The organism is Delftia acidovorans NBRC 14950 (genome assembly GCF_001598795.1).
Taxonomy (GTDB): domain Bacteria; phylum Pseudomonadota; class Gammaproteobacteria; order Burkholderiales; family Burkholderiaceae_C; genus Comamonas; species Comamonas acidovorans.
Map to the genome: position 1 here is coordinate 266,668 of NZ_BCZP01000005.1, position 25,948 is coordinate 292,615.

Sequence of the window (25,948 nt, forward strand, 5' to 3'; positions counted from 1 at the left end):
CTTTGTGGTTGTCGATATGGCCCGCAGCACCGGCTCAGCGGGCGGGCTCGGGTTTGCGGTCGGGTTTGCGGTCGGGTTTGTTGCCGGGCTTCAGGCCGGCATCCGGCAGCAGGTGCACCAATGGCACGGTGCGCGGCTGCAGGCTGGCCGAACAGGCACGCAGCCGCAGCGATTCGGCATGCGCCTGCGCCATGTCCGCCGCCACCTGCACCAGAGCGTGATGGGGCGCGGCGCCTGCGGGACGTGTGCGCACGACGGAATAGGCGCCCAGGCATTCAGCCTGCTGCGCGCGCGCGGCACGCGCTGCCGCCACGCTGGCATAGCGCGCCGCCACCACGGCCTGCACGGCGGCCGGTGGTGCCGAGGCCTGCTCGGCAAACGCCTGCCGGCCCTTGTTCCAGCGCAGGCTGCGGGTCTCGATCTGGTCGGGCGCATCGTCCTGCGGTGATGCATAGCGCACCAGCAGCACCGGAATCCGGCCCGTGGGCGCCAGCACCCAGCTTTGGTAGTTGCCCTGGGGCTCGTCGTACTGCCAGGCCAGGTGCGGGCCCTGGGCGGTGGCGACATACAGCGCATGGCGGCGCTTGGGATGCTCAAAGCCCCCCATCTGCGTGACCAGCAGCGCACGCGAGCCGCCCTGCACACCGGGCAGGCGCAAGCTGCGCACGGCAGCGGTGACGGTGTCTTCCTCCTCGCCAGTCGTCCACACGCGCTCGAGGTGCTGGAGCCCTGCTGCCGCAGACAGCGGATCGCCCACGCCGTACAGCGGATCGGGCTGCGCCAATTGCGCCGGCCCCCTGGACGCAGGCCAGGACAGCGCCGCTGGCTGGCCCTGCTGCACACCGGCACGCACCAGCCGCAACTCAAAGGGACAAGGCGCCGCCGTGCAGGCAGGCAGCGACAACTCATAGGCAGGCGCCCCCTTGGCCGTGCCGGACGGCAGGCTTTCCAGCACCTGCCGCTGCGGCCCGGCAGCGAGCGCCGCCCCGGCACCCAGCACCGCCGCAAGGCTCAAGGCCAGTGCCCGCCATGGCAGCGCCCCGCCACAGTAAAAATCGGAGCGCATTGAATGGTGAGCCATGGTGATAGCGGGTTTCTATGATTGGCCTGGGCTGTCGATACGCCGCAATACAGGAGGAATCTGCCGCAATGGGCTTGAAACAGGCATTTCAAGGCCCGGCGCCGCAGGCATTGTCTACAAGCTGGCATGCGGCGTCTGTTGCAAAATGCATCCGGCGCTTGAGAATTGCATTCAACATTTGCAATTCATCCAGGATGCATTCTGGAACCGTTCAAACCAGATAAATTTCATTTGCACAAAAATCAACAATATCAATGACTTACATGAAATTCACCCCAATTTCACAAAGCAAGGAAAATACCTTCTTGTATACATGACAACTCCCGACATCTGCCTCCATCGAATGCAAGGGCTGAGGAAAGCCTGAATCAATGCGGATACGCCATGACTTGCCCACTGCAAATAGTGCGCACCGAGGATTCCCTTGATGGACCCGCATCACAAGTTCGCCGGATTTCACGATACTGCAACCATTCACCATCCCAAATGGCTTGCGGCTGAACGACCGGGGCTGCCTTGCCGGTTGTACCTGCAAGGTGCAGCGGGGCGCACCTGCATCGCTGCCGGTTCCAGCTTCTTACCTTGACCACCCGAAATCACTGCTACAATCGCTGGCTTCGGAGAGGTGGATGAGCGGTTTAAGTCGCACGCCTGGAAAGCGTGTGTGGGCTAATCCCCACCGCGGGTTCGAATCCCGCCCTCTCCGCCATACACCCAGCAAAACGGGCCCCTACACGGGGCCCGTTTTCGTTTCCGGGCCGGCTTGTGGCAAGGTTCATGCCCAGGTTTGCGCCCGCCGTGCCCGCCCCTGCCCCGGCCCCGCGCACCGGCCGCACATCAGGGAAAGCGACAGCACGGACACCCCCTCCAAGCCTTGCGCAGACGCGCCCCAGGGCTTGCAATAGGCAGCAGCTGGCAGCAATAGGCAAGCGTCTGACAAGCACATCCTTGTTTCGGTGATGTACTAGCTGCAACAAAGCCCCCAGGCGCGCAGCTTTATGCAACAGCACCCCTGGCGCGAACGTGCATCCAGCCCCATGGCGCGCATGGCTTGCGGCGCTTGAGATTCGACGGAGGTTCCCCAATGGAAAGCAAGGTCATCAAGCTCCCTCAAGTCCTCTTAACTTCCGTCAATTTCCCTCAATTGACGATAGTTTTCAATCGAATCGGAGCAATCGATCGAAAATTCCAAAAACCCGCCGTATATTCCACACCGCTTTGCAGCCTGCCCGGCCCGTCTTCGGGCTGAGACGGGTCCTGCCCCTGCCGGGTACAGCGCAGCACAAGAACGCACAAGCGAAGAGCACAGGAAAACGCAAAAGGGGTTGGCATGAAGATTCTTTCGTTTTTCGGGACCCGTCCCGAGGCCATCAAGATGGCGCCACTGGTCACGGCCCTGTCGCAGACGCGGGGCATCGAGAGCGTGGTGTGCGTCACCGGCCAGCACCGGCAGATGCTGGACCAGGTGATGGATCTGTTCGGCCTGCAGGCGCAGCACGATCTCGCCGTCATGCAACCCAACCAGACGCTCAACGGCCTGTTCTCCCGCGTGGTGGCAGGTGCCGATGGCGTGCTCGAGCAGGAAAAGCCCGACTACGTACTGGTGCACGGCGACACCAGCACGGCCACGGCCTGCGCGCTGGCGGCGTTTCACCGCCGCATTCCGGTGGGCCACGTGGAAGCCGGCCTGCGCACCGGCGATCTGGCCCAGCCCTTTCCCGAAGAGATGAACCGCCGCGTGGTCGATGTGGTCAGCCAGTGGATGTTTGCGCCCACGCCCACGTCGCGCGCCAACCTGCTGGGCGAGAACCTGCAGGGCCGCATCGCCGTGACGGGCAACACCGTCATCGATGCGCTGGCCACGCTGTGCGACCGGCTCGATGCCCAGCCCGAGCTGGCCCGTGCCATTGCCCAGCGCCATCCCTGGGTGGATGCGCAGCGCCCGCTGCTGCTGGTCACGGGACACCGGCGCGAGAATTTCGGCGAAGGCTTCCAGAACATCTGCGCTGCGCTGGCCGAGCTGGCGCAGCGCCATCCGGACCTGCTCATCGTCTACCCCGTGCACTTCAACCCCGCCGTGCGCGAAGTGGTCATGCGCACGCTGGGCGGCATGGACAACATCCGCCTCATCGATCCGCTGGACTATGTGGACTTCGTCTGGTTCATGCAGCGCGCCCACATCATCCTGACCGACTCCGGCGGCGTGCAGGAAGAGGCGCCCTACCTGGGCAAGCCCGTGCTGGTGATGCGCGAGGTGACCGAGCGGCCCGAGGCCGTATCGGCCGGCACCGTGCTGCTGGTGGGCACGCAGCGCGCGCGCATCGTGGCCGAGGTCAACCGGCTGCTGGCCGACGAGGGGCACCACGCCTCGTTTGCGCGCCGCATCAATCCCTATGGCGATGGCCAGGCCTCGCAGCGCATCGTGCGCGCCCTGCTGGGACAGCCCTTCGACGAGTTTGCCGCCGGACACACAGGCGGCGCGGCCGTCCCGGGCATCACGGCCGCCGTGACCAAGGGCATGGCGCCGGCCTGAACCACGCACGCACCACCCGCGCACCACGTCCACGAAGCGCATTACGAATCGAGCACCGAAGTGAGAAAAGAGGCCCCCATGCAACCGACCATCCGCCAATCGCTTTCCCGCACCGGTGCCCGCTGGGCGCTGGGTTCGCTGCTGGGCCTGGGCGCCCTGTTCGCGCAGACGGCCTCGGCCTCGGCGCTGGGTGACGCCATACGCCAGCTGGGCGCCAGCGACGGGCTGCAGCGCAGCGTCACGCTCAAGGAGCTGGGCATCGTCGATCCCGTGGTGCTGGCCGGCACGGCCACCCAGGACTTCTACCTGCCCGTGCCGCGCGGCCTGCCGCTGGGCGATGCCAGCATTGCCTTCGACAGCCGCTACCTCAAGGGCGAGCCCGGCGTCTCGACCGTGGTGATCTCGCTCAACGGCACGCCCGCCGTGTCGCAGACCGTGCCCGATGGTGACGGCATGCTGCAGCGCACGCTGCCCGTCGCCCAGCAGGCCCGCGCCAGCGATTTCGTGCGGCTGGGCGTGAACTGGCGCAGCCGCAACGGCCAGGTGCGATGCGATGACAACCATTCCCTGGCCAACTCCCTGACCATCTCGCCGCAGACACGGCTGAGCTACCGCGTGGACCCGCGCGATGTGCGCAGCATCGAAGATGTCTGGAACACCCTGCCCGTGCGCACCACCGTGCTGGTGGCGGGCAGGCAGCTGGAGCAGGCCTCGTTCGACAGTGCCTGGCGCATTGGCGCCAGCCTGCAGCGCAACAACAGGCGCATGACGGTGAACGCATTGCCCGCCGTGGGGGAGACGCTCGACCTGCGAGGCCTGGAGGTTCCCGCCGCCCTGGCCGGCGTGCCCGCCTTTGCCGCACTGCGCGGCGCCGAGCCCCAGCACAAGCTGGCCAGTGACGCCGAACTGGGCGCGCTGCTCATGCTGGGGGCCGCCCAGGTCAGCGGAGACATCGTGGTGGCCGACAAGGCACTGCAGCAGCGCCTGACCGCCGCCTTCGCGGCCCTGCAGGCCCAGCTGGCGGCCGACCCCGATGCGGGACAGGCCCTGCAGCAATGGCGCGCCCGGCGCGCACCGCTGGCCAACGAGGCGCTGGCCTCGCAGCAGTTGCGCGCCCTGCCCATGGGCCGCCAGATGGTGCTGGCCGTGGCCGCCGACGCGGGTGCGCGCGTGGCCGGCCTGCAAGAGGCCGCCCTGCAGCGCCTGCTGGTCAGCGACAACGTGACCGTGGCCGCGGCCCAGCCCCCGCAATGGGACGAGGCCAAGGGCATACGCCTGTCCAGCCTGGGCGGCAGTCCCGACAGCTTCGACGTGCTGTCGCGCGGCGACTGGACGATGAACTTCCCGCTGAGCGCCGTGGCCTCGCAGGGCCAGATGCCGGGCGAGATCACGCTGTACGTGGCCGCCGCCCCCGGCGCCTCGGCCACGCGCCCCGTGGCCACGCTGTTCTGGAACGGCATGCTGCTGTCGGCCCGCCAGCTGGAGGCCAACGGCCAGCCCGAACGCCTGCGCGCCCGTGTGCCCGGCTATGCGCTGGGCATCAACAACACCTTGCGGGTGTCCGTGCAGCGCCAGCCCTACTCGGCCGACTGCAACGAGATTCCCCAGCCCTACCCCGCCAGCGTGCTGCCGGCCATCAGCTACGTGACGCCCGGCAAGGCCGAGGCCAACGGCAGCTTCATCGGCCTGCTGCCGCTGCTGGGCGCCAAGTCGCAGTTCCTGGTGCCCGCCAGCTATCTGTCGGCGGCGCCGGCCGCGCTGGAGCGCATGGCCAACCTGGCGGCCGCCAGTGGCCTGTCGGCTTCGCAGGCCGAGCTGGTCGTGGCCCAGGCCGATGCAACGGCCAAGCCCTCCATGCCCTTTGTCGCCATGGAAGTGCCGGTGGACGGCGCCAAGCCCCTGGTGACGGTGGCGGACCGGCAGCAGCTGCGCATCCGCGGCAAGTCGGTGGACTGGCTGGACATCAAGGGACTCAAGCAACTGTCCTCGGCCGAAGTGGTCACGGCAGGCGGCCAGCAGGGCGTGCTGTGGCATGCCATCGGCGAGTGGACGGGCGGCCTGGGCGAGCCCTTCCTGCTCAATCGCGGCAACATCGCCGTGATCGGTGGCGACGGCCCGCTGGCCTGGGTGGACAGCAGCAATCCCGAAACCGGCATTCCGTCGGGCCCGCGCGAAAGCGCCTTCCACGAATGGCGCAACTTCCTGTCCTGGAGCGTGCCGGGCATCGCCATCGCGCTGTTCGTGGTGCTGCTGCTGGTGGTGCTGGCCTGGGCGGTGGCGCGCAGCAAGCAGTCCAAGCACTGAGCCCGGCCCGGGCAACGATGACGACGGCATGAGGCGATCGCCATGATCTCTTCCCTCTACTGGCCCTACCTGGTGGCCGACTACTACCACGCGCTGGAGATCGTCAGCGCCGTGGTGGCCGTCGTCATCCTGCTGTCCAGCATCGACGACCTGTTCATCGACGCCTGGTACTGGGTGCGCGAGGCCTGGCGCGCGCTGACCGTCAAGCGCCGCTACCAGCCGCTCAAGGCACAGCAGTTGCAGGAGGTCGAGGAAAAGCCGCTGGCCATCATGGTGCCGGCCTGGCTGGAGTACGACGTGATCGCACCCATGCTCGAGAGCATGGTGGGCACGCTGGACTACAAGAACTACATGATCTTCGTGGGCACCTACCGCAACGACGAGCGCACCAAGAACGAGGTGGAGCGCATGCGCCGGCGCTACCGCCAGCTGGTCCGCGTGGAGGTGCCCCATGACGGCCCCACCTGCAAGGCCGACTGCCTCAACTGGATCGTGCAGGCCATCTTCCAGCAGAACACGCTGCAGCCCGAGCCCTTTGCCGGCCTGATCCTGCACGACAGCGAGGACGTGCTGCACCCGCTGGAGCTCAAGTACTACAACTACCTGCTGCCGCGCATGGACTTCATCCAGCTGCCCGTGACCTCGCTGGAGCGCGAGTGGTACGAGCTGGTGGCCGGCACCTACATGGACGAATTCGCCGAATGGCACACCAAGGACCTGGTGGTGCGCGAGAGCATGTCGCACATGGTGCCCTCGGCCGGCGTGGGCACCTGCTTTTCGCGCAAGGCGATGGAGGAGCTGGCGGCCGAGACCCACAACCAGCCCTTCAACACCGACACGCTGACCGAGGACTACGACATCGGCGCTCGGCTGGCGCGCCGGGGCATGAAGCAGATCTTCGGCAAGTTCCCCGTGGACTACGTGATACGGCGCAAGCCGCTGTTCGGCCTGGGCAAGGAAAAGGTGTCCACGCTGACCATGCCGCTGGGCATCCGCGAGTTCTTTCCCAACACCTTCAAGACCGCCTACCGGCAAAAGGCGCGCTGGACACTGGGCATCGGCCTGCAGGGCTGGAGCCAGGTCGGCTGGGCCGGGCCGCTGTCCACCAAGTACCTGCTGTTCCGGGACCGCAAGGGGCTGGTGACCTCCTTCGTGGCCATCCTGGCCTATCTGCTGCTGCTGAACTTCCTGCTGTTCCTGCTGGCCGATCACATGGGCTGGTGGACGGTGTACTACCCGTCCCTGTTCGCTCCCAACGGCTGGCTGGTGACGCTGATGAGCGTCAACGTCATCGCCCTGCTGCTGCGCGTGGTGCAGCGCGCCTGGTTCGTCTCGCGCCTGTACGGCTGGGAGCACGCCATGCTGTCCATCCCGCGCATGGTGATCGGCAACTTCATCAATGCCATGGCAGCGGCGCGCGCCTGGAAGCTGTTCATCGTCCACCTGGTCACGGGCAAGCGGCTGGCCTGGGACAAGACCATGCACGACTTCCCGTCCCCCGACCAGTTGAGCCACCAGCGCCAGCGCCTGGGCGAGCTGCTGCTGTCATGGCAGGCCATCGACGAAACCCGGCTGGCCACCGCGCTGGAGATACAGCAGCGCGAACGCCGTCCGCTGGGCGCCATCCTCATGGAGCAGGGCTGGCTGGACGAGGCCACGCTGCGCGAGGCCATCAGCTTCCAGCAGGGGGAGCCCACCGACCCCACGGTGCATCCCGACATTCCCGCACAAGGCATTCCAAGCACCCCAAGGGCCGGCATATGAAGCATCTCGCTCCCCTCGTTCGCCCTCTCACGCTGGCCGCGCTGCTGGGCGCCGGCTGGAACGCGCCGCCGGCCTGGCCGCAGGCCGCAGCAGCCGTCAAGGCCGAGGCGCCGCTCAGGGGCCGCGCATGGCAGCTGGCCAACCAGGCCTATGCCCACTATCAGGCCGGCCGCTTTGCACGGGCCGCCAGCGCCGCCGCATCGGCCGTACAGCTGCGCCCCGACCTGCTGCGCCTGCGCATGCTGCTGATCTACTCGCTGCAAAAGCAGGGCAAGAACGAGGAAGCGCTCAAGGCCATCGCCTCGGCCCGCGCCGCCGGGCTGGACGAGGCCACGCTGCAGCAGGCCGAAACCAATGTGCGGGCCGCAGCGGCAGGCGGGGCGGCGGGCGGGCCTGCGGGGGCCACGGCTTCCGAGGCCTACAACAAGGCCTTTCCCATCGCCACGCAGGCCTACGCCGACTACAACGCCAGGAACTACGCAGACAGCGCGCGCAAGGCCGAGCAGGCCTTTCGCCTGGACCCCAGCCAGGGCCAATGGGCGCTGCTGTGGATTGGTGCGCTGGAGGCGCAGGAACAGCTGGGTGCCGCCATCGAGGCCGCAGATGCCGCCCTGGCCCTGGAGCCCCCCAACAAAAGCGATCTGGTGGCCAAGCGCCAGACCCTGCGCCGCAGCCAGGCCGTGCTGCCGGCGCAAAAGGCCTACCAGGCGCTGATCGCCAACAACCCGGCGCAGGCCGTGCCCTTTGCGCGCGAGGCCGTGGCGCTGGCGCCGGGAACGGCATCGCACCGCCTGCTGCTGATCACCTCGCTGCTGCTGGCCGAGCAATTGCCCGATGCGGAAAAAGCCGCAGACGAGGCGCTGGCGCAGGACAACGAAGACACAGCGGCGCTGGGCATGCGCGGCTACATCCGCCAGCGCCAGGGCAAGACCGCACAGGCCAATGAAGACTTCGATGCCGTGCTCAAGCAGGACTGGCTGGACGAAAAGCAATCGGCCAACCTGCGCCTGATCGCGGCCGACGCGGCCCTGGCCGCTGGCGACGCGGCACGCGCCCGCGCGCTGCTGGCGCCCATGCCGGCACAGGATGAATCCGTGGCCCGCCGCCTCAAGCAAGCCGATGACCTGCGCCCCGGCCGCGATACGCCCATGGTGGCCGATACGCGCGGCGCTTCGCAGACCCTGGCCATGGCCGACTATCCGCCGCCCCTGCAGGACTGCCGCGACACGCCCTATGGCACGGTCTGCGAGCTGCAGCCTTCCGATGCCCAGGGCACGGGCGGCCCCAGCGCCCAGGCCTATGCGGCCTACGCGCGCCAGGACTACAAGGCCGCCATCGAACATGCGCAAACGGCCGTGGAGCAGGACCCCGACAATGCGCAACTGCAAAAGCTGCTGACCACCACGCTGGCCGCAGGCAACCGCGACCAGCAGGGCCAGGCCCTGCTGCGGCTGGACAAGTCCCTGTCCCTCACCCCCAACGACCCCCAACTGCTGATGCAGCGCGGCTACCTGTACTCGCGCCAGGAAGAGCCGGCCAAGGCGCTGCAGGACTTTCGCGCGGCGCGCGCCACGGGCGAGGCGCCAGCGGGCGCCATGCTGGACGAAGGCTATGCGCTGGCCGGCACCGGCGACAACCGGGGCGCCGTGCGCACCTTCAAGGAAGCCATCGACCTGGACGACGCCGGCACCGCCAAGCTCACGCCTGGCCAGCGCGAAAACGCACGCAGCGCCGTCTCCGGCTACGCACGCGAGTGGGGCGCCATCGTCTCCATGGGCTACCGGGGTGCGCGGCCTGCGGGGCGTGCGTTCTCGGACGGCATCCTCACCCAGGCCGGCGACGCCGTGTTCGGCACGGCCGAGGCCTACTGGCGTCCGTCCAACTTCCTGAACTCGTCCACCCGCATCTTCGATGTCTACGGGCGGCTGGGCAGCACCTTGCATGACGGCGGCGGCACCACGCTGGGCCAAAGCGCCATCGACCCCTGCACGGGCCTGCCCATCAATGTGCAGGCGGGCGACAACCGCGGCATCTCTGGCCTGCCCACCACCACGGGCTCGCTGGGCATGCGCTTCACGCCGTCCACCAAGTACGCGCTGACCTTTGGCATAGAGCGCCAGTTCAACATCGGCTCCGCCACGCGCTCGGGCTTCATCACGCCTGAATCGCCCCAGCTGCGCTGCCTGATGAGCGGGCGCGATCCGCTCAACCCCACGGGCCCGGCGCTGGGCAACCCGATATCGGCCAAGTACAGTGCGGGCGCGGGCCAGGGCGGCTGGCTGGCCTATGTCACCCATGGCTTCTACGAGGGAACGGGCCGGCGCACGGACCGCTCCAGCTGGTTCACCATGGAAGGCTACAGCCAGGCCGGCTATGCCAACCAGAGCATGGCCTCGCGCTTCACACTGACCGACCAGACCAGCGGCGCCCAGGTGGGCGACGGCTCGGGCCGCTACAAGCGCGAGCAATGGTTCTTCTCCACCGAGGCCCGCATCGGCCGCAGCTTCCGCGCCGACGGCATCAACCAGGGCCTGGTGATCTTCCCGTTCGGCGTGGTCGCGGCCGACTGGATCAAACAGAGGAACCGCGTGCAAGTGCGTTCCCTGCAGGCCGCCCCGGGCGCCACGCCCACCGCAGCCCAATTGGCCGCCCAGCAGGGACAGACCCTGGCCCTGCAAGGCAATGGCAGCAGTTGGTCGGCCAGCGCCGGCGTGGGCGTCAGCCTGCGCCAGTGGTTCCGCGAAAGCCACTACAGCACGGCCCAGTCCTATGTGGACTGGTCCATGCAATACCGCTTCAACATCGGCGGCGGCCAGGCCGACCGGGCCAAGGGCCTCTTCATGACGCTGACGCTGTCCTATTGAAAGCCCTGCCCCGCCGCCGCCACCACCACACAGAAAAGAGAAAAGGAGAAAGCTCCCATGGATTCGACCAAGCAAGCACCCCGCCCTGCCCTGCACGGACTGCGCTCGGGCATGGCGCGCGCCGCACGCGGGCTGGCCGGCTGCGCACTGGTGCTGGGCGCGCTGGCAGCGCAGGGTACGGCCCAGGCCCAGGCCCAGGCCCAGGCCCAGGCACAGGACAGCTCCTCCATCGTCCTCAGGGGCAAGGATGGCTGGCTGTTTCCGGGCTGGGGCAGCCTGACCCAGGTGGACCGCGCCGGCATCACCGAATCCACCCGGCTGATCACCGAGGCGCGCAACCTGCTGGCCGCTCGCGGCGTGAAGCTGCAGGTGCTGCTGCTGCCCGACAAGGTGCGCTTCTATGCCGACAAGATGCCCGACGGCAAGGCCATGAGCGCCGATGTCCAGGGCCGCTACAGGCAGGTGCTGCAGGCGCTGCAGGCCGCCGGCATTCCCAGCTTTGACGACGAGGCCGTGCTGCGCACCGTGCGCGACAGCGGCAAGGATGTGTTCTACCGCACCGACCAGCACTGGACCCAGGCGGCAGCCGACGCCACGGCCGAGGCCACCGCCCGCATGGTCCAGGGCGAGGTGCCCCAGCTGGCCGGCAGCGCCGGCAGCGGCCTGGCCCTGGGCGACACCGTCACCGAGCGCCGCTATGGCGACCTGGCCGAGCTGTTTCTGACCGCCGAGGAGCGCAAGCAGATCGGCCGCGAGGTCTACACCGTGCGCCGCCAGGCTCCGGCCAAGGGACTGCTCGACGATGAGCCCGCACCCGTCCACGTGACGGGCCACAGCATGGTCCAGCCCTACTTCGGCTTTCCGCAAAAGCTCTCCAACCTGCTGGACCGCCCGGTCTCGCTGAACTGGAAGCCCGGCAACGTGGGCCAGTGGACCATGCTGCTGGAGTACCTGGAGTCGCCGGCCTTCAAGTCCCACAAGCCCCAGGTGCTGGTGTGGCAGATGTTCGAGCCCACCTACAGCTACGGCCCCAACGCGGCCGGGCAGTGGGACAACGCCTCGCTCATGCCCAACGCCACCTGGCTGGAGCGGCTGCGTGCCGCGCTCAAGGGCTGACACCGTGGACCCCACCGCGCAAGAACTGCAAACCGACAAAGGACACCGGCGCAACGCCTGGATCTGGGGCGCCCTGCTGCTGTCGGGCCTGGCCTGGGGCGGCTGGACGCTGGCCAGCGGGGGACCGAAGGCCGGCGAGCTGCAACTGGCCGCCTGGCTGGATGGCCGCGCGGGCGCGGCGCTGAACAAGGGCCTGCGCCTGCCTGCGCAGTCCTCGCTGGAAACCGGCCAGGCCGCGCTGCGCTACCGCCTGCTGGGCGACACGGGAGCGCAGGTGGCCCTGGGCTGCCCGCAATGGATGTTCTACCGCGACGGCCTGCGGCCCCAGCCCGGCACGGGCGCCGCGCCCTTCGAGGCGCGCCAGCGTCTGCTGCGCCACTGGACGCGGCAGTTGCAGGACAAAGGCATTGCCACCCTGGTGGTGGCCGTGCCCGACAAGTCGCGCATCGAGGCCGCCCATCTGTGCGGCCTGCCCGTGGCTCCCGTGATGCTCCAGCGCCTGGACCTGTGGCAGCAGCGCCTGCAGGCCGACGGCATTGCCTTCGCCGATCTGCGCCCCGCCCTGCAGGCTCAGGAGCAGTCACAGCCGGTGTTCTTTCGCACCGACGTGCACATGAATGCCGAGGGCGCACGCGCCGCCGCCCTGGCCGTGGCCCAGGCCGCGCTGCCGCTGCTGGGCGGGCAGCGCGGCGCCCAGGCCTTCGAGGAATCCGCGCCCGGGCCGCTGCAGCCGCTGCCCGGCGACCTGCTGGCCCTGGCCGGCCTGGCCGACGCACCGGCAGGCTGGCGCCCGCAGCGCGACGAAATACGCCCCCAGGCCATCACCCCCGTGCGCGGCGGCGGCCTGCTGGACGAGACGCCGCCCGTGCAGGTGCTGCTGGCCGGAAGCTCCAACGGGCTGCGCAGCAATTTCGCGCCACAGCTCGGCCGCGCGCTGGGCCAGGAAGTCTGGAACCTCAGCATGGACGGCGGCCAGTTCAGCGGCGCCATGGTGGCCGCGCTCAAGCGCCGCGCCTCCTGGCCGGCCAGCCTGCGGCTGGTGATCTGGGAGTTCTCGGAAAACACCTTGTCCCTGCCCCTGACGGACGATGAAAAAGCGGCGCTCAAGGAGATGGACGCCGCCTCCCCGCCTGCGTGACCCCGCCCGCTACATGCTGTTCAATTCCTATCTTTTCCTGCTGCTGTTCCTGCCCATCGCGCTGGCGGGCCACTACCTGGCCGGGGCCATCAGCCTGCGGCTGGCCGCGTTCTGGCTGTGCCTGACGTCCTTCGTCTTCTACGGCTGGTGGAACCCGCAGTTCGTCGCCCTGCTGGCCCTGTCCATCGCCTTCAACTACGTGGTGAGCCTGCTGATCCTGCGCTTTGCGGGCCGCGCGCGGCTGCAGGGGCTGGTCACCGCCCTGGGCGTGGGCGCCGACCTGGCGGCACTGTTCCACTACAAGTACTTCGCCACGCTGTTCAACTTCCTGGGCGAATGGGGGCTGACGCAGGGCGGCATGCACGAGCTGATCCTGCCCCTGGGCATCTCGTTCTTCACCTTCACCCAGATCGGCTACCTGCTGGACTGCCGCTCGGGCATCGTCAAGGAACGCAGCCTGCTCAGCTACGTGCTGTTCGTGACCTTCTTCCCGCACCTGATCGCGGGGCCCATCCTGCACCACAAGGAAATGATGCCGCAGTTCGCGCAGCCGGATAACTACCGGTTCCGCGCGGACAACCTGTCCATCGGCGGCACGCTGTTCGTGATCGGCCTGGCCAAGAAGGTGCTGCTGGCCGACGAGATCGCGCCCTATGCAGACGCGGGCTTTGCCGCGCCCGGCGACCTGCAGTTCTGGGCCGCCTGGGGCGCCAGCCTCAGCTACGCGCTGCAGCTGTACTTCGACTTCTCGGGCTATTCGGACATGGCGCTGGGCCTGGCGCGCATGTTCGGCATCCGCTTCCCGCTGAACTTCAACTCGCCCTACAAGGCCGGCAGCATCATCGACTTCTGGGCGCGCTGGCACATGACGCTGACGCGCTACCTCACGGCCTACCTGTACTACCCCGTGGCCATGGCCATCTCGCGTGCACGCGAAAAGCGCGGCCTGTCCGTGGGCTCCAGCGCCGCGCGCACGCCCGGCGGCTTTGCGGCCACCATCGTCGTGCCCACGCTGTTCACCATGGGGTTGGCGGGCATCTGGCACGGTGCGGGCCTGCAGTACGTGATCTTCGGCCTGCTGCATGCCTTCTACCTGTCGGTCAACCATGCCTGGCGCATCTTCGTGGTCAGCCGCAAGCCGGCCGCCGCACGCAAGTCGGGCCGGGGCGTGCAGGCGCTGTGCGTTGTCATCACCTTCATCGCCGTGCTCATCGCCCAGACCTTCTTCCGCGCCCATGGCGTGGGCGACGCCATGCTGTTGCTCAAGGGCATGGCCGGCCTGCGCGGCGTGGAGGCGCTGGAATCGCTGTCGCACCTGCAGGGCCTGGCCGTGGGCGACGCGCTGCGGCTGGCCATAGGCCACCACATGCAGCTGGCCCTGGTCCTGCTGCTGCTGGCCATTGCCTGGTTCACGCCCAATGCCCACCAGATCCTGGGCCGCTTCTCGCCCGCCATGTTCAAGGTGCAGGAAGCGCCCCGCGCCTGGATGCGCTGGCGCCCCAGCGCAGGCTGGACGGCCGTGACCCTGGTCCTGCTCTTCCTGTGCCTGGTCAACCTGCACAAGGAAACCCGCTTCCTGTATTTCCAGTTCTGAAACACCTGTTGGAGAAAAACCATGTCCCTGAATGACATCGAAACCAAGATTGCCCAGATCATCGGCGCCATCATCCTGACCTCGGTCGAGCCCGATACGCTGCTGCTCGAATCGGGCCTGGTGGACTCGCTGTCCGCCGTGGACGTGGCACTGGCCATCGAAAAGGAATTCGGCGTCAAGATACCGCCATCGGAGATCGACCTGCACCTGGAATCCGTGCACACGCTGGCGCAGTACGTGGCCGAGCAGCGCAAGGCCTGATGCAGCGCCTGCACGCCGCCGCCCTGTCCCTTTGTCCCTGCGCAACAAGGAGCCCGCATGCGATTCAGTTTTGACCGCTTCGACTTCACCGAGCCCGGCGCCGACACCGCGCGGCCCGCCGTGATCGATGCCGCCGGCACGCTGGACTGGCAGCAACTGGCCCAGGCCGTGGCGCAATGGGAGCAGCAGGCGCTGGCGCGCGGCGCGCGGCGCGACGAGCCGCTGCTGATCACGGGGCACAAGGAGACCGCGTTTCTCGTGGCCATCCTCGGCTGCCTGCGCCTGGGCGTGCCCTTCGTGCCGGTGGACGTGATCAACCCGCCCGAGCGCATGGCGCGCATCGCCACGCTGGTGCAGGCCGGCCTGCACTACGACGCGCAGGCCCGCAGCTTCCTGGACACCGGCATCGCCGCGCAGCCGCTGCAGGAAAAGTCGCTGGCCTACATCATGTTCACCTCGGGCAGCACGGGCGATCCCAAAGGCGTGCAGATCGGGCGCGAGAGCCTGGGCCTGTTCGCCGGTTGGATACGCGACTGCCTGGCCCTGGGCGAGGCGCCGGTCTTCATGGACCAGATGCTGTTCAGCTTCGACTTTTCGCTGTTCAACTGGATGGGCGCCCTGGTCACGGGCGGTGCCTGCGTGCTGTGCGCGCGCGAGACCATTGCCGACCGCCAGGCCTTTGCCGCCTACCTGGCGGGCACCCATGTGAACGTCTGGGCATCCACGCCCTCCTTCGTGCGCCAGCAGCTGCTGGATGCAGACTTCGACCAGCAGCACCTGCCCGACCTGCGCGTCTTCGTCTTCGGCGCCGAATCGCTCACGCCCACCGTGGCCGAGGCGCTGTGGAGCCGCTTTCCCCAGGCGCGCATCATCAACTCCTACGGCCCCACCGAGGCCACCTGCTCCACCACCTGGGTGGAGATCGACCCCGCGCTGCGCCAGCGCGCGCCGCTGCCCTTTCCCATCGGCCGGGCCAAGCCCTATGCCGATGTGTTCCTGGACGAAGGCGAGATCTGCGTGGCCGGCGACCATGTGATGCGCGGCTACCTCAACCGCACCGACCTGCACGCCACACGCATGTTCATGCGCAACGGCAAGCGCGGCTACCGCACGGGCGACCTGGGAGAGATCGACGGCGAGGGCCTGGTCACCTTCCACGGCCGGCGCGACGACCAGATCAAGATGCACGGCTACCGCATCGAGCTGGCCGAGGTCGATGCCGTGCTGGCCACCCTGCCCGGCGTGCGCGCGGGCGCGGCGGTGGCACTCAAGCGGCCCGATGGCTTCATCGTGCGCATGATCGGCTTCGTGGACCTGGACCGCAGCGGCCCGCCCGGCATGCAGCCCCTGCCCGAAGACCTGGCCGGGTGGCGCGAACTGCTGGCCCAGCGCGTGCCGCCCTACATGATTCCGTCGGAACTGCTGGCCTGCCACGGCTTTCCGCTAACGCAGACTGACAAGGCCGACCGCAAGCAACTGGAGCGCATGTACCTTGATGCACGCATGCGCCCCGCCAAGGAAACCAAGGACCCGCAGGCATGACCTCCGCTTTTTCCCCCGTGATGCGTACCGTCGCGCTCGCCCTGGCCGGCCTGGCCGGGCTCTCCTGCCTGCCCGCCGCGCATGCCGAAGGCACGCTGGCCCAGCTCTATGCGGCGCGCCCGCCCGCAGGCTCGTCCTTCGTGCGCGTGGTCCACCCCGACGCGGGCAGCCTGCGCGTGAAGATAGGCAGCGGCCCCGAGCAGACGCTGTCCGGCAGCAAGCCGGCCAGCAGCTACGCCATCGTCAAGGGCGACACGCCCTTCGGCATTCAGCTGGACGGCAAGAGCGCCGGCAGTATGAAGGTGGCGCCGGGCAGCTTCACCACCCTGGTGCCGCAGCGCCCGGGCAGGAATGCGGCCGCGCGCTTCACGGCCATCGACGACTCCGGCGGCAGCCAGGACGCGCTCAAGGCCGAGCTGCGTTTCTACAACCTCACCACGGACTGCCCCCAGGGCGGCCTGCAGGTCGCGCCCGCGGGCACGCCGCTGTTCACGGGCGTGGCGCCGGCCGCATCGGCCAGCCGCTCCATCAACCCGGTCAGTGCCCAGCTCGCCGCCACCTGCGCCACTGCGGCCAGCGCGCCGCTGGCGCTGCCACAGTTGCAGCCGGGCGACCACTACAGCCTGTTCATGACGGGTACGGCCGCCGCACCCGTGCTGCGCGGCCAGGCCAGCGCCACCGACACCTATCGTCCCTGACCCAGCCCAAGGAGACCGACACAGACATGCGCACCCGCTCCGTATTGCGTGAAGACCACCTGCTGTTCAAGGAACAGGTGGACCGATTCGTGGCCACCGAGATCCTGCCCCACATCAATGACTGGGAGGCCGAGGGCATCACGCCGCGCGCCCTGTGGCGCAAGGCCGGCGACAGCGGCCTGCTGAACTGCGACCTGCCTCCGCCCTACGGCCAGGGCGGCGACTTCGGCCACGCGGCCGTGGTCATCGAGGCGCTGGCGCGCGCCAACTGCCTGGGCATCGGCTTTTCCATCCATTCCGACATGGTGGCGCCCTATCTCTGGAACTTCGGCACGCAGGTGCAGAAGGACCGCTGGCTGCCGCGCATGGCCACGGGCGAGCTGATTGGCGCCATCGCCCTGACCGAGCCCGGCGCGGGCAGCGACCTCAAGGCCGTGCGCACGCGCGCCCGGCGCAAGAGCGAGAGTGAAGGCGGCGGCTACGTGCTCAACGGACAGAAAACCTTCATCACCAACGGCGTCAACGCCGGCCTGATGGTGGTGCTGGCCAGCACCGAGCCCGACCTGGGCGCGCGCGGCCTGTCGCTGTTCGTGGTGGAAGAAGGCATGAAGGGCCTGGGCAAGGGACCGGCGCTGCGCAAGATAGGCCAGCACAGCCAGGACACCTGCGAGCTGTTCTTCGACGAACTGCACCTGCCGGCCGACCACCTGCTGGGGCGCGAGAACGCTGCCTTCGAGCATGTGACCCAGGAGCTGGCGCAGGAACGGCTGGCGATCGCGCTGCGCGCGGCGGCCTCCACCGAAGGCATGCTGGACGAGGCCGCCGAGTTCGTGCGCAACCGCAAGGTCTTCGGGCGCCGCGTGCTCGACTACCAGAACACCCGCTTCAAGTTCGCCGACGCCCTGGCCAAGACCACCATGCTGCGCGTCTTCCTGGACGACTGCCTGACCCAGCACATGGAAGGCTCACTGGACTCCGTCACCGCCGCCATGGCCAAGCTCAACGCCACCGAGCTGCAGGGCCAGGTGCTGGACGAGCTGCTGCAACTGCACGGCGGCTACGGCTACATGGCCGAATACGGCATTGGCCGCGCCTGGGCCGATGCACGGGCGCTGCGCATCTTCGGCGGCAGCAGCGAAATCCTCAGAGAGATCATCGGCAAGCGCTTCTGACCCGGCAGCCACCGCGCTCAGCGGGCGGCGGCCTTCCACTCGCGCAGCAGTTGCCGGGCCTCTGGCGTGTCGTTCAGCACCCAGGGGTCGATGGCGAAGGCGACCACGCGCTGGGCGCCGTAGTCGCGGGCCACGTCCCACTGGCGGCGCACGCGCTCGAAGCTGGCCGTGCGCGCCTGGAAGTCCGAGCCATCGGGCCGCGTGGGCGGCAGTTGCTCGAACAGTTCCACGATGAGGTCGAACGGCGCCCTGCGCTCCAGCAGCATCTGCTGCAGCGGTGCCAGCGCCTCGTAGTTGCGCAGGCCCGCCACGCCCACGCCGTCCTGCACCATGGGGCGCAGGGATACGCGGTCCAGCAGGATGCTCCACAGCGTGGGCAGGCTGCCCAGCGTCTGCAGCTGGCTGAAATAGGTGGAGATGCCGGGCACTTGGCCGGATGTGGCCGCTGCCGCCTGCGCCAGTGGCTGCAGTGCGCTCACCAGCAGCTCGATGCGCTCGGGCGCGGCCCAGTGGTATTGCTCCAGCTCGTAGGGGATGTACCAGCCGCGAAACGCCGCATGGCGCGGCCAGGTGCTGGTGTACATGTGGCTGGCGCCCTGCTCGGCGATATGCGCCAGGTAGGGCGCGGGGCCTGCGGCGTTGGAAAGGCTGATCTGCTTCCACCAGCGCTCGTCATAGGGCAGGCCCAGGTGCACGCCCATGCCCAGTTCGGTGCAGATGTCCAGCAAGTCGGCGATCTGCGCGTCGGCCAGCATCCAGCTGTCCGCCTCGGAATCGCCTTGCAGGCCGCTCCATTGCACGAACAGCTCCCGGCAGCCCAACGCCTGGGTGGCGGCCAGGCGCTGGCGCCATTGATCGCGCGGCATCTCCAGATGGCTGCGCCACGGCTGCAGGAAACTGCCCGACACGGGCGCCGAGGCCGCGCAACCGACCAGCGAGGCACAGGCGGCGGCCGCGCCGGCGCCGAGGAATTCGCGTCTGGACAAATGCATGGTGGGAACGGCCGCAAGGCTGCGTGAAGCGAAGCACCAAGAATACAGCCAAGCGGCGCGGCAGCCGCCCCGCAAGAGCCGGCCCACCCGGACTTGACCCGGCCGGGCTGAGGGTTGAATCAGAACCGACGATGAATTGGAGCCAAGGGGACGACGCCCGTGCAGATGTCCTGCCGGCCCGAACCAGGCAAGGACTTGCTGCCATTAGATCGAGTAGAAATGCCTCGCGCCACCCTTGGGCGGCGCGAGGCATCGTCGGGTGGGCCTTTGCCGGCCCTTGCCCTGGCCAGGGCGTTCTCAGGCCTTGGCCACGGCGGCCTCGGCGGGCAGGGCCTGCACAGGCTCTCCATCCAGGGCGGCATTGAGCTTGCTGTAGTCCAGCTCGTTTTCCCAGCGCGAGACCACCACAGTGGCCACGGCGTTGCCCATGAAGTTGGTGAGCGAGCGGCACTCGCTCATGAAGCGGTCCACGCCCAGGATCAGGGCCATGCCGGCCACGGGCACTTCGGGCACAACGGCCAGCGTGGCGGCCAGGGTGATGAAGCCCGCGCCGGTCACGCCGGCAGCGCCCTTGGAGCTGAGCATGGCCACCAGCAGCAGCGCGATCTCATGGCCCAGGGTCAGGTGGGTGTTGGTGGCCTGGGCGATGAACAGCGCGGCCAGCGTCATGTAGATATTGGTGCCGTCCAGGTTGAAGGAGTAGCCCGTGGGCACGACCAGGCCCACGACGGACTTGCCGCAGCCGGCGCGCTCCATCTTCTGCATCAGCGAAGGCAGGGCCGATTCCGAGGACGAGGTGCCCAGCACCAGCAGCAGTTCCGCCTTCAGGTAGCGCGCCAGCTTGAGCACCGAGAAGCCGCACAGCCGCGCCACGAAGCCCAGCACCACGACCACGAAGAGCAGCGAGGTGATGTAGAACGAGCCCACCAGCCAGGCCAGGTTCACCAGCGAACCCAGGCCGAACTTGCCGATGGTGAAGGCGATGGCGCCAAAGGCTCCCAGCGGCGCAGCCTTCATCAGGATGCCGACCAGCTTGAACACGGGCGCCGTCAGCGCCTCCAGGAAGTTGAGCACGGGCTTGCCCGCATCACCGACCATGGCCAGCGAGATGCCGAACAGCACGGCCACGAACAGCACCTGCAGGATGTTGTCGCCCACGAAGGGGCTGACCAGCGTCTTGGGGATGATGTCCATGGCAAAGCCGGTGAGCGTCAGCTCGTGCGACTTGGCCACATAGCCCTTGACGGCGGCCTGGTCCAGGTCGGCCGGGTTGATGTTCATGCCCGCGCCGGGCTGCACCACGTGCGCCACCACCATGCCGACCACCAGGGCCAGCGTGGAGAAGAACAGGAAGTAGGCCATGGCCTTGAGGAACACGCGGCCCACGGTGCGCAGGTGCGTCATGCCGGCAATGCCGGTGACGATGGTCAGGAAGATCACCGGCGCGATGATCATCTTCACCAGCTTGATGAAGGCATCGCCCAGCGGCTTGAACTGCTCGGCGTACTGGGGCTCGAAGTGGCCGAGCAGCACGCCTGCCACGATGGCGACCACCACCTGGAAATACAGCTGGCGGTAGAAAGGCAGCCGCTCGGGGCTGGCGGCGTGGGTGGGGACGGCATGCATGGTGCGGCTCCGGCGGGACTGTGTGGGGGTGGACGCACCACCAAGGTGCGGCGAGGTCCAGGTTGTACCGCTGGCGTGCTCCGGCGCCGATAACCTATTGGTATTAGGCGCAGGTGCTCTCCCAGGGAGAATGCACGCAGAATCAGGGTAATCCCCAACCCCTTCCCGCCCCTGGAAGGCACCAAGCTGGCGCCCAATCGGGTCCACACCACCATGCCCCAACCCGTTCGACGCCCTTCACGCCGTTCCTTCTGGACCCTGCTGCTGCTGTTCGGCGGCATGCTCGCCTGCATGCTGCTGGCCGGTGAGCTGGTCTACCACCGCGCCCTGCGCGGCGAGGCCGAAAGCGTGCAGCGCCAGCTCAGCCTCTACGCCCAGGCCCTGGGCCAGCGCATAGACCGCTACCGCACCCTGCCCGAGGTGCTGGCGCTGGACGCGCAATTGCGCGCCGCCCTCACCCACCCGCTGTCCGCCGCCGAGGTCGATGCCCTCAACCGCAAGCTGGAGCAGGCCAACGGCGCCAGCCAGTCGTCCACGCTGACCCTGATCGACCGCCACGGCACGGCCCTGGCCGCCAGCAACTGGCGCGAGACGCGCAGCAACGTGGGCGTGGACTACAGCTTCAGGCCCTATGTGCAGCAGGCGCTGTCGCGCGGCAGCGGGCGCTTCTACGGCATCGGCCTGACCACGGGCCTGCCGGGCTACTTCCTGTCGCAGGCCATCCTGGACGAACAGAACGCCGTCGCGGGCCTGGTGGTGATCAAGATCGCGCTGCTGGAGCTGGAGCGCGAATGGCTGCAGACGCCCGACGTGGTCATGGCCTCGGACGAGCACGGCGTGGTCTTCCTGGCCAGCCAGCCCGACTGGCGCTACCGCCTGCTGTCCCCCCTGAGCCCCATCGACGAGGCGGACCTGGCCGCCACGCGCCAGTACATCGACCAGGAGTTGCACCCCATGCGCTACCGGGTGCGCCAGGGCCTGGAGCAAGGCAGCCGCCTGGTGCAGATGCAGGAGCCCGCCCTGCCCGGCACCACGCTGTGGCAGACCCTGCCCCTGCCCGGCAGCGACTGGCAGTTGCACCTGCTGCACGACACGCAGGCCAGCACCGTGGCCAGCCGCTGGGCGGCGGCGGCCGCTGCGGGCGGCTGGCTGGCGCTGGGCCTGCTGGTGCTGTTCGTGCGCCAGCGCAGGCGGCTGGCCGCGCTGCGCCTGCGCAGCCGCCTGGAGCTGGAGACCGTGCTGCGCCAGCATGCCCAGGAGCTGCGCACGGCCCAGGACGGCATCGTCCAGGCCGCGCGCCAGGCCGACACGGGCCTGAGCCGCAGCCTGGAGCACCTGCCCCAGGGCGTGGTGGTGATCGACGCCGACCTCAACCTGGTGGCGTGGAACTCGCGCTACGTGGAGCTGTTCCGGTTTCCCTCCGAGCTGCTGCGCACGGGCCAGCCCATCGAGAACCTGTTCCGCTACAACGCCCGGCGCGGCCTGCTGGGGCCCGGCCCCATCGAGGAGGCCATCCACCGGCGGCTGCAGCATCTGCGCAGCGGCAGCCCGCACCTGCGCGAAAGCACCAAGGACGACGGCACGGTGCTGGAGATCCGCGGCAACCCGCTGCCCGATGGCGGCTTCGTCACCAGCTACGCCGACATCACCAGCTACAAGAACGCCGCACGCGAGCTGCGCTCGCTGGCCGATGCGCTGGAGCAGCGCATTGCCGAGCGCACGCGCGACCTGGCCGAAGCCAAGCGCGAGGCCGAGCAGGCCAACCGCTACAAGACCCGCTTCGTGGCCGCCGCCGTGCACGACCTGCTGCAGCCGCTGAACGCCGCGCGCATGTTCAGCTCCCTGCTGCGCAGCCATCTGCATGACGACGCGGGCCGCCACGTGGCCGACAGCATCGACGGCGCCCTGGCCGCGCAGGACGCCATCCTGGGCAGTCTGCTGGACATCTCGCGCATGGAATCGGGCCAGCTGGAGGTGCGCGTGCGCGACTTCGCGCTGGGCCCGCTGCTGCAGGTCATGCGCCACAACTTCGGCATCCTGGCCGAAAGCCGGGGCCTGCGCCTGAGCGCGGTGGACACGCGCTGCGTGGTGCGCAGCGACGAGGCGCTGCTGCGCCGCATCCTGCAGAACTTCCTGTCCAACGCCATACGCTACACGCGCCAGGGCCGCATCGTCATCGGCTGCCGGCGCCAGGGCCAGCACTTGCGCATCGAGGTGCACGACCAGGGACCGGGCATTCCCGAAAGCCTGCAGCACGAGATCTTCGAGGAATTCCGCCGCCTGGACGAAGGCCATGGCGACGACCGTGGCGCCGGGCTTGGCCTGGCCATCGTCGAGCGCCTGGGCCGCCTGCTGGGCCACGAGATCGGCCTGCGCTCGCACCTGGGCCGGGGCAGCGTGTTCTGGGTCTGCGTGCCGCTGGGCGATCCCGCAGCCGTGCCGCAGATCGCCGCGGCCACGCACTCCGGCGAGGCAGGCCAGGACGCACCGCTGCAGGGCATGAGCGCCTGGTACGTGGAAGACGATGCCCAGTCCTGCATCGCCATGCGCGCACTGCTGCAGCGCTGGGGCTGCAACGTGCCGCTGGCCGGTGGCCCGGCCGAGGCGCTGGCGCTGGCCGCGCCCGGCGAAGCGCCGCAGCTGGTGCTGCTCGATGTGCGCCTGGGCCAGTTGCACGGCCCCGATGTCTACGCGCAGCTGTGCCAGCGCTGGGGCCAGTCGCCGCCCGTGATCCTGGTCACGGCCGAGCGCGACGGCATGGTGCGCCGCCAGGCGGCCGAGCGCGGCTGGGGCTTTCTGGCCAAGCCCGTGCGCCCGCCCGCGCTGCGCGCGCTCATGAGCCAGATGCTGCTGCGCCACCGATAGACGTGGCACGGCAGGGACTGGCGTTCAGACCGTGCCGTCGTTCTCCAGGCTCTTGACCAGCACGGCCGCCTGCGTGCGGCTGTAGCACTCCAGCTTCTTGAGAATGGCCGTCACATGCACCTTGACCGTGTTTTCGGCCAGCCCCAGCTCGTGGGCGATCTGCTTGTTGAGCAGGCCGTCGGCCAGGCACAGCAGCACGCGGAACTGCTGGGGCGTGAGCTGGGCCAGCCGCGCGGCCAGCGCGGCGTCGGCCTCGGAGCGCTCGGCGGCCATGGGCGGGAACCAGCTGCCGCCGTCCAGCACTTCCTGCAGGGCCGTGCCTATGGCCTCGGCCGGCGCCGATTTGGGAATGAAGCCCGCGGCACCGAACTGCTGCGCACGGCGGATCACGCGCGGATGGTCGTTGGAGGAAATCACCACCACCGGAACATCGGGGTACTCGCCGCGCACATGCAGCAGCGCCGAAAAGCCGCGCGCGCCCGGCATGGCCAGGTCCAGCAGCACCAGCTCGATCTCGGGGTGCTGCTGCAGCGCCGCGCCCAGCGTGGCGGCGCTTGCGGCTTCCAGCACGGCGAACTGCGGCAGGGCCTCGCGCAGCACATGGATCACCGCGGCGCGGAACAGCGGGTGGTCATCGGCAACGAGCAGGGTGGATTCGGACATGGGCGCGAGTCTGACACGTCTGCAAACACATGCCCGGCTCATGGACCCCCGTGGAGGCCGGTGGCCGGGTTGCAGGCTGGCACGCCGTTTGCAATCAGTTGCAGCCACAGGCCTGGCAACAGGCGGATATCTTCCTCCAACCGACGAACAAGGAGCCCTGAATTGACCTTTGAGCCCTCTTGCAACGACCTGCTGCACAGGCCTGGTGCCCCGGCCCCATCCCAGTGCACGGCAGTGTTCAAGCCGCGAGAGTGCAAAACACAAATTAAGTTTCGTCATAACTGTGTCAAAGACACCACTTCCTGGCTGGCGCGATGGCTCGGATGCGTTGTAATACGCGGCTTAGCCAGTCAAGACCGCCTTGCACACAGGCCGCAAAGACGTGCCGACGCCAGCCCGCCCCTGATGCGAAAACGCCACTGTCCCAGGTTTGCCACGTAGCCCAGCCCGGGCGATTGGTTCATCGTCTGCCCCGGTCACAGCACTGGCCACCCGTTTCCACTCTCTAACAATGAAAGACTCCTCAACATGAAACGTTCCTTCATCGCACTGGCCGCTGCACTGGCCTGCGCCGGCGCTGCACACGCCCAAAGCTCTGTCCAGCTGACTGGCCTGGTGGACGCCTATGCCGGCTCCATGCGCATGGCTGGCGATGCCAGCGGCAAGGGTGTCGTGGGTTCGGGCGGCATGACCACCTCCTGGTGGGGCATGAAGGGCCAGGAAGACCTGGGCGGCGGCCTGAAGGTCGATTTCCAGCTGACGGCCTTCATGCGTGTGGACACTGGCAGCCCCGGCCGTTTCGATGGTGACCCGTACTTCTCGCGCGATGCCAACGTCGGCCTGTCCGGCGGCTTCGGCACGGTGCGTCTGGGCCGCGGCATGTCGCCCAACTTCCTGCCCACCATCCTGACCAACCCCTTCGGCGACTCCTTCACCATCTCCCCGCTGGTGCTGCACGCCAACGTGGGCACGGCAGCCTGGGGCTCGGCCAACCTGACCACGCCGTCCGACACCGGCTGGAGCAACCAGGTCGTCTACACCACGCCCAAGTTCGGCGGCCTGCAGGCCAACGTCCACTACCAGTTCGGTGAAAAGGGCGGCGATTCCGGCAAGAAGAACATCGGCGTGAACGCCATGTACTTCGGCGGCCCCCTGAGCCTGGTGGCCTTCTACGAGCGCGCCCAGATCAGCAATCCCGTGAGCCTGGCCGTGATGCCCACCAAGACCGACTGGATGCTGGGCGGCACCTACAACTTCGAAGTGGCCAAGCTGTACGCAACCTACGGCCAGGCCAAGGTCAAGGATCTGGACCGCAAGAACAGCACCTACTCGCTGGGCCTGGACGTGCCCGTGAGCAGCGCCGGCACCATCAAGGCAGCCCTGGCCCGCACCAAGGCCGAAATCGGCGCCGTGGACTCCACGCGCACCACGGCCAGCCTGGGCTACGACCACTACCTGTCCAAGCGCACCGATGTGTACACCGTGCTGATGCACGACCGCATCACGGACCTGAAGTCGGGCACCAGCCTGATCGCGGGTATCCGCCACCGTTTCTAAGGCGACGCCTGGCCTGCCAGCACGGGCCAGGGACTTACGTCCCGAACTTTCAGCGAGGCTCTGCCTCGCTTTTTTTTCGGCCTCTTGAAAGTCGATAGAAATTTTCTCTCAGCAGTTTTTTACAAACGTCAAGAGAGAAAGCGATTGTCCGACAGCCGCGCTGCGCAATCCGGTGTGC

17 protein-coding genes and 1 tRNA gene are annotated in these 25,948 nt (G+C 68.3%); 14 read left to right on the plus strand and 4 right to left on the minus strand.

The features are described from left to right. Nucleotides 1-34: 34 nt before the first annotated feature. Nucleotides 35-1,015: a hypothetical protein gene (locus tag DA1_RS08785; protein ID WP_230590754.1), complete on the minus strand. Its 981-nt coding sequence runs from the start codon at nucleotides 1,013-1,015 to the stop codon at nucleotides 35-37. Between the two features lie 685 nt (nucleotides 1,016-1,700). Here DA1_RS08785 and DA1_RS08790 point away from each other — a divergent pair. From DA1_RS08790 to DA1_RS08845, 12 genes are all read left to right on the plus strand, one after another. Then, nucleotides 1,701-1,790, plus strand: a tRNA-Ser gene (locus DA1_RS08790). 621 nt (nucleotides 1,791-2,411) lie between these two features. Further along, nucleotides 2,412-3,614: a non-hydrolyzing UDP-N-acetylglucosamine 2-epimerase gene (gene wecB, locus DA1_RS08795; protein ID WP_034392100.1), complete on the plus strand. Its 1,203-nt coding sequence runs from the start codon at nucleotides 2,412-2,414 to the stop codon at nucleotides 3,612-3,614. 78 nt (nucleotides 3,615-3,692) lie between these two features. After that, a complete protein-coding gene (locus DA1_RS08800) occupies nucleotides 3,693-5,918 on the plus strand; it encodes a hypothetical protein (protein WP_034392098.1) in 2,226 nt (741 codons plus the stop codon). A 42-nt stretch (nucleotides 5,919-5,960) separates the two neighbouring features. After that, entirely contained in the window at nucleotides 5,961-7,682 is a 1,722-nt protein-coding gene (locus DA1_RS08805; RefSeq protein ID WP_034392096.1) for a glycosyl transferase family protein, read from the plus strand. Beyond that, nucleotides 7,679-10,546 carry an NfrA family protein gene (locus DA1_RS08810; RefSeq protein WP_034392094.1) on the plus strand — a complete coding sequence of 956 codons (2,868 nt, stop codon included), beginning with the start codon at nucleotides 7,679-7,681 and terminating at the stop codon, nucleotides 10,544-10,546. Before DA1_RS08805 ends, DA1_RS08810 begins: the two co-directional genes overlap by 4 nt. A gap of 57 nt (nucleotides 10,547-10,603) precedes the next feature. Further along, nucleotides 10,604-11,662: an alginate O-acetyltransferase AlgX-related protein gene (locus DA1_RS08815; RefSeq protein ID WP_034392093.1), complete on the plus strand. Its 1,059-nt coding sequence runs from the start codon at nucleotides 10,604-10,606 to the stop codon at nucleotides 11,660-11,662. 4 nt (nucleotides 11,663-11,666) lie between these two features. After that, nucleotides 11,667-12,800, plus strand: a complete 1,134-nt coding sequence (locus tag DA1_RS08820) for an alginate O-acetyltransferase AlgX-related protein (RefSeq protein WP_034392090.1) — start codon at nucleotides 11,667-11,669, stop codon at nucleotides 12,798-12,800. A 13-nt stretch (nucleotides 12,801-12,813) separates the two neighbouring features. Then, nucleotides 12,814-14,394 (plus strand): MBOAT family O-acyltransferase, encoded by a 1,581-nt coding sequence (locus DA1_RS08825; protein ID WP_034392088.1) that lies wholly within the window; start codon nucleotides 12,814-12,816, stop codon nucleotides 14,392-14,394. Nucleotides 14,395-14,415: 21 nt separating this feature from the next. After that, a complete protein-coding gene (locus tag DA1_RS08830; RefSeq protein WP_012204786.1) occupies nucleotides 14,416-14,655 on the plus strand; it encodes an acyl carrier protein in 240 nt (79 codons plus the stop codon). A gap of 57 nt (nucleotides 14,656-14,712) precedes the next feature. Continuing rightward, nucleotides 14,713-16,197, plus strand: coding sequence for an AMP-binding protein (locus DA1_RS08835; RefSeq protein ID WP_034392085.1), 1,485 nt, complete (start codon nucleotides 14,713-14,715; stop codon nucleotides 16,195-16,197). Next, nucleotides 16,194-16,895 carry an alginate O-acetyltransferase AlgF gene (locus DA1_RS08840; RefSeq protein ID WP_034392083.1) on the plus strand — a complete coding sequence of 234 codons (702 nt, stop codon included), beginning with the start codon at nucleotides 16,194-16,196 and terminating at the stop codon, nucleotides 16,893-16,895. The genes DA1_RS08835 and DA1_RS08840 overlap by 4 nt, the downstream gene beginning before the upstream one ends. A 26-nt stretch (nucleotides 16,896-16,921) precedes the next feature. Beyond that, nucleotides 16,922-18,067 carry an acyl-CoA dehydrogenase family protein gene (locus tag DA1_RS08845; protein WP_034392081.1) on the plus strand — a complete coding sequence of 382 codons (1,146 nt, stop codon included), beginning with the start codon at nucleotides 16,922-16,924 and terminating at the stop codon, nucleotides 18,065-18,067. Nucleotides 18,068-18,084: 17 nt separating this feature from the next. Here DA1_RS08845 and DA1_RS08850 read toward each other — a convergent pair whose 3' ends face one another. Beyond that, nucleotides 18,085-19,059, minus strand: coding sequence for a DUF4434 domain-containing protein (locus DA1_RS08850; protein ID WP_034392079.1), 975 nt, complete (start codon nucleotides 19,057-19,059; stop codon nucleotides 18,085-18,087). A 297-nt stretch (nucleotides 19,060-19,356) separates the two neighbouring features. Then, on the minus strand, nucleotides 19,357-20,685 hold the full coding sequence (locus tag DA1_RS08855; protein WP_016449906.1) for a dicarboxylate/amino acid:cation symporter: 1,329 nt from the start codon (nucleotides 20,683-20,685) through the stop codon (nucleotides 19,357-19,359). A gap of 213 nt (nucleotides 20,686-20,898) precedes the next feature. On the opposite strand from DA1_RS08855, the gene DA1_RS08860 reads away from it, so the two are divergent. After that, nucleotides 20,899-23,550, plus strand: coding sequence for a hybrid sensor histidine kinase/response regulator (locus tag DA1_RS08860; protein ID WP_034392077.1), 2,652 nt, complete (start codon nucleotides 20,899-20,901; stop codon nucleotides 23,548-23,550). 24 nt (nucleotides 23,551-23,574) lie between these two features. Here DA1_RS08860 and DA1_RS08865 read toward each other — a convergent pair whose 3' ends face one another. After that, complete coding sequence (locus DA1_RS08865; RefSeq protein ID WP_034392075.1) at nucleotides 23,575-24,213, minus strand: LuxR C-terminal-related transcriptional regulator; 639 nt, start codon at nucleotides 24,211-24,213, stop codon at nucleotides 23,575-23,577. A gap of 528 nt (nucleotides 24,214-24,741) precedes the next feature. On the opposite strand from DA1_RS08865, the gene DA1_RS08870 reads away from it, so the two are divergent. Continuing rightward, the gene (locus DA1_RS08870; protein ID WP_034392073.1) at nucleotides 24,742-25,770 is read left to right on the plus strand and encodes a porin; all 1,029 of its coding nucleotides are present in this window, start codon (nucleotides 24,742-24,744) and stop codon (nucleotides 25,768-25,770) included. The last annotated feature ends 178 nt before the right edge of the window (nucleotides 25,771-25,948 follow it).

What these genes read in the sequence shown, in the direction of transcription:
- wecB (WP_034392100.1), top strand. Translation starts at nt 2,412, where the DNA reads ATGAAGATTCTTTCGTTTTTCGGGACCCGTCCCGAGGCCATCAAGATG.
- DA1_RS08800 (WP_034392098.1), top strand. Translation starts at nt 3,693, where the DNA reads ATGCAACCGACCATCCGCCAATCGCTTTCCCGCACCGGTGCCCGCTGG.
- DA1_RS08805 (WP_034392096.1), top strand. Translation starts at nt 5,961, where the DNA reads ATGATCTCTTCCCTCTACTGGCCCTACCTGGTGGCCGACTACTACCAC.
- DA1_RS08810 (WP_034392094.1), top strand. Translation starts at nt 7,679, where the DNA reads ATGAAGCATCTCGCTCCCCTCGTTCGCCCTCTCACGCTGGCCGCGCTG.
- DA1_RS08815 (WP_034392093.1), top strand. Translation starts at nt 10,604, where the DNA reads ATGGATTCGACCAAGCAAGCACCCCGCCCTGCCCTGCACGGACTGCGC.
- DA1_RS08825 (WP_034392088.1), top strand. Translation starts at nt 12,814, where the DNA reads ATGCTGTTCAATTCCTATCTTTTCCTGCTGCTGTTCCTGCCCATCGCG.
- DA1_RS08830 (WP_012204786.1), top strand. Translation starts at nt 14,416, where the DNA reads ATGTCCCTGAATGACATCGAAACCAAGATTGCCCAGATCATCGGCGCC.
- DA1_RS08835 (WP_034392085.1), top strand. Translation starts at nt 14,713, where the DNA reads ATGCGATTCAGTTTTGACCGCTTCGACTTCACCGAGCCCGGCGCCGAC.
- DA1_RS08840 (WP_034392083.1), top strand. Translation starts at nt 16,194, where the DNA reads ATGACCTCCGCTTTTTCCCCCGTGATGCGTACCGTCGCGCTCGCCCTG.
- DA1_RS08845 (WP_034392081.1), top strand. Translation starts at nt 16,922, where the DNA reads ATGCGCACCCGCTCCGTATTGCGTGAAGACCACCTGCTGTTCAAGGAA.
- DA1_RS08850 (WP_034392079.1), bottom strand. Translation starts at nt 19,059, where the DNA reads ATGCATTTGTCCAGACGCGAATTCCTCGGCGCCGGCGCGGCCGCCGCC.
- DA1_RS08855 (WP_016449906.1), bottom strand. Translation starts at nt 20,685, where the DNA reads ATGCATGCCGTCCCCACCCACGCCGCCAGCCCCGAGCGGCTGCCTTTC.
- DA1_RS08860 (WP_034392077.1), top strand. Translation starts at nt 20,899, where the DNA reads ATGCCCCAACCCGTTCGACGCCCTTCACGCCGTTCCTTCTGGACCCTG.
- DA1_RS08865 (WP_034392075.1), bottom strand. Translation starts at nt 24,213, where the DNA reads ATGTCCGAATCCACCCTGCTCGTTGCCGATGACCACCCGCTGTTCCGC.
- DA1_RS08870 (WP_034392073.1), top strand. Translation starts at nt 24,742, where the DNA reads ATGAAACGTTCCTTCATCGCACTGGCCGCTGCACTGGCCTGCGCCGGC.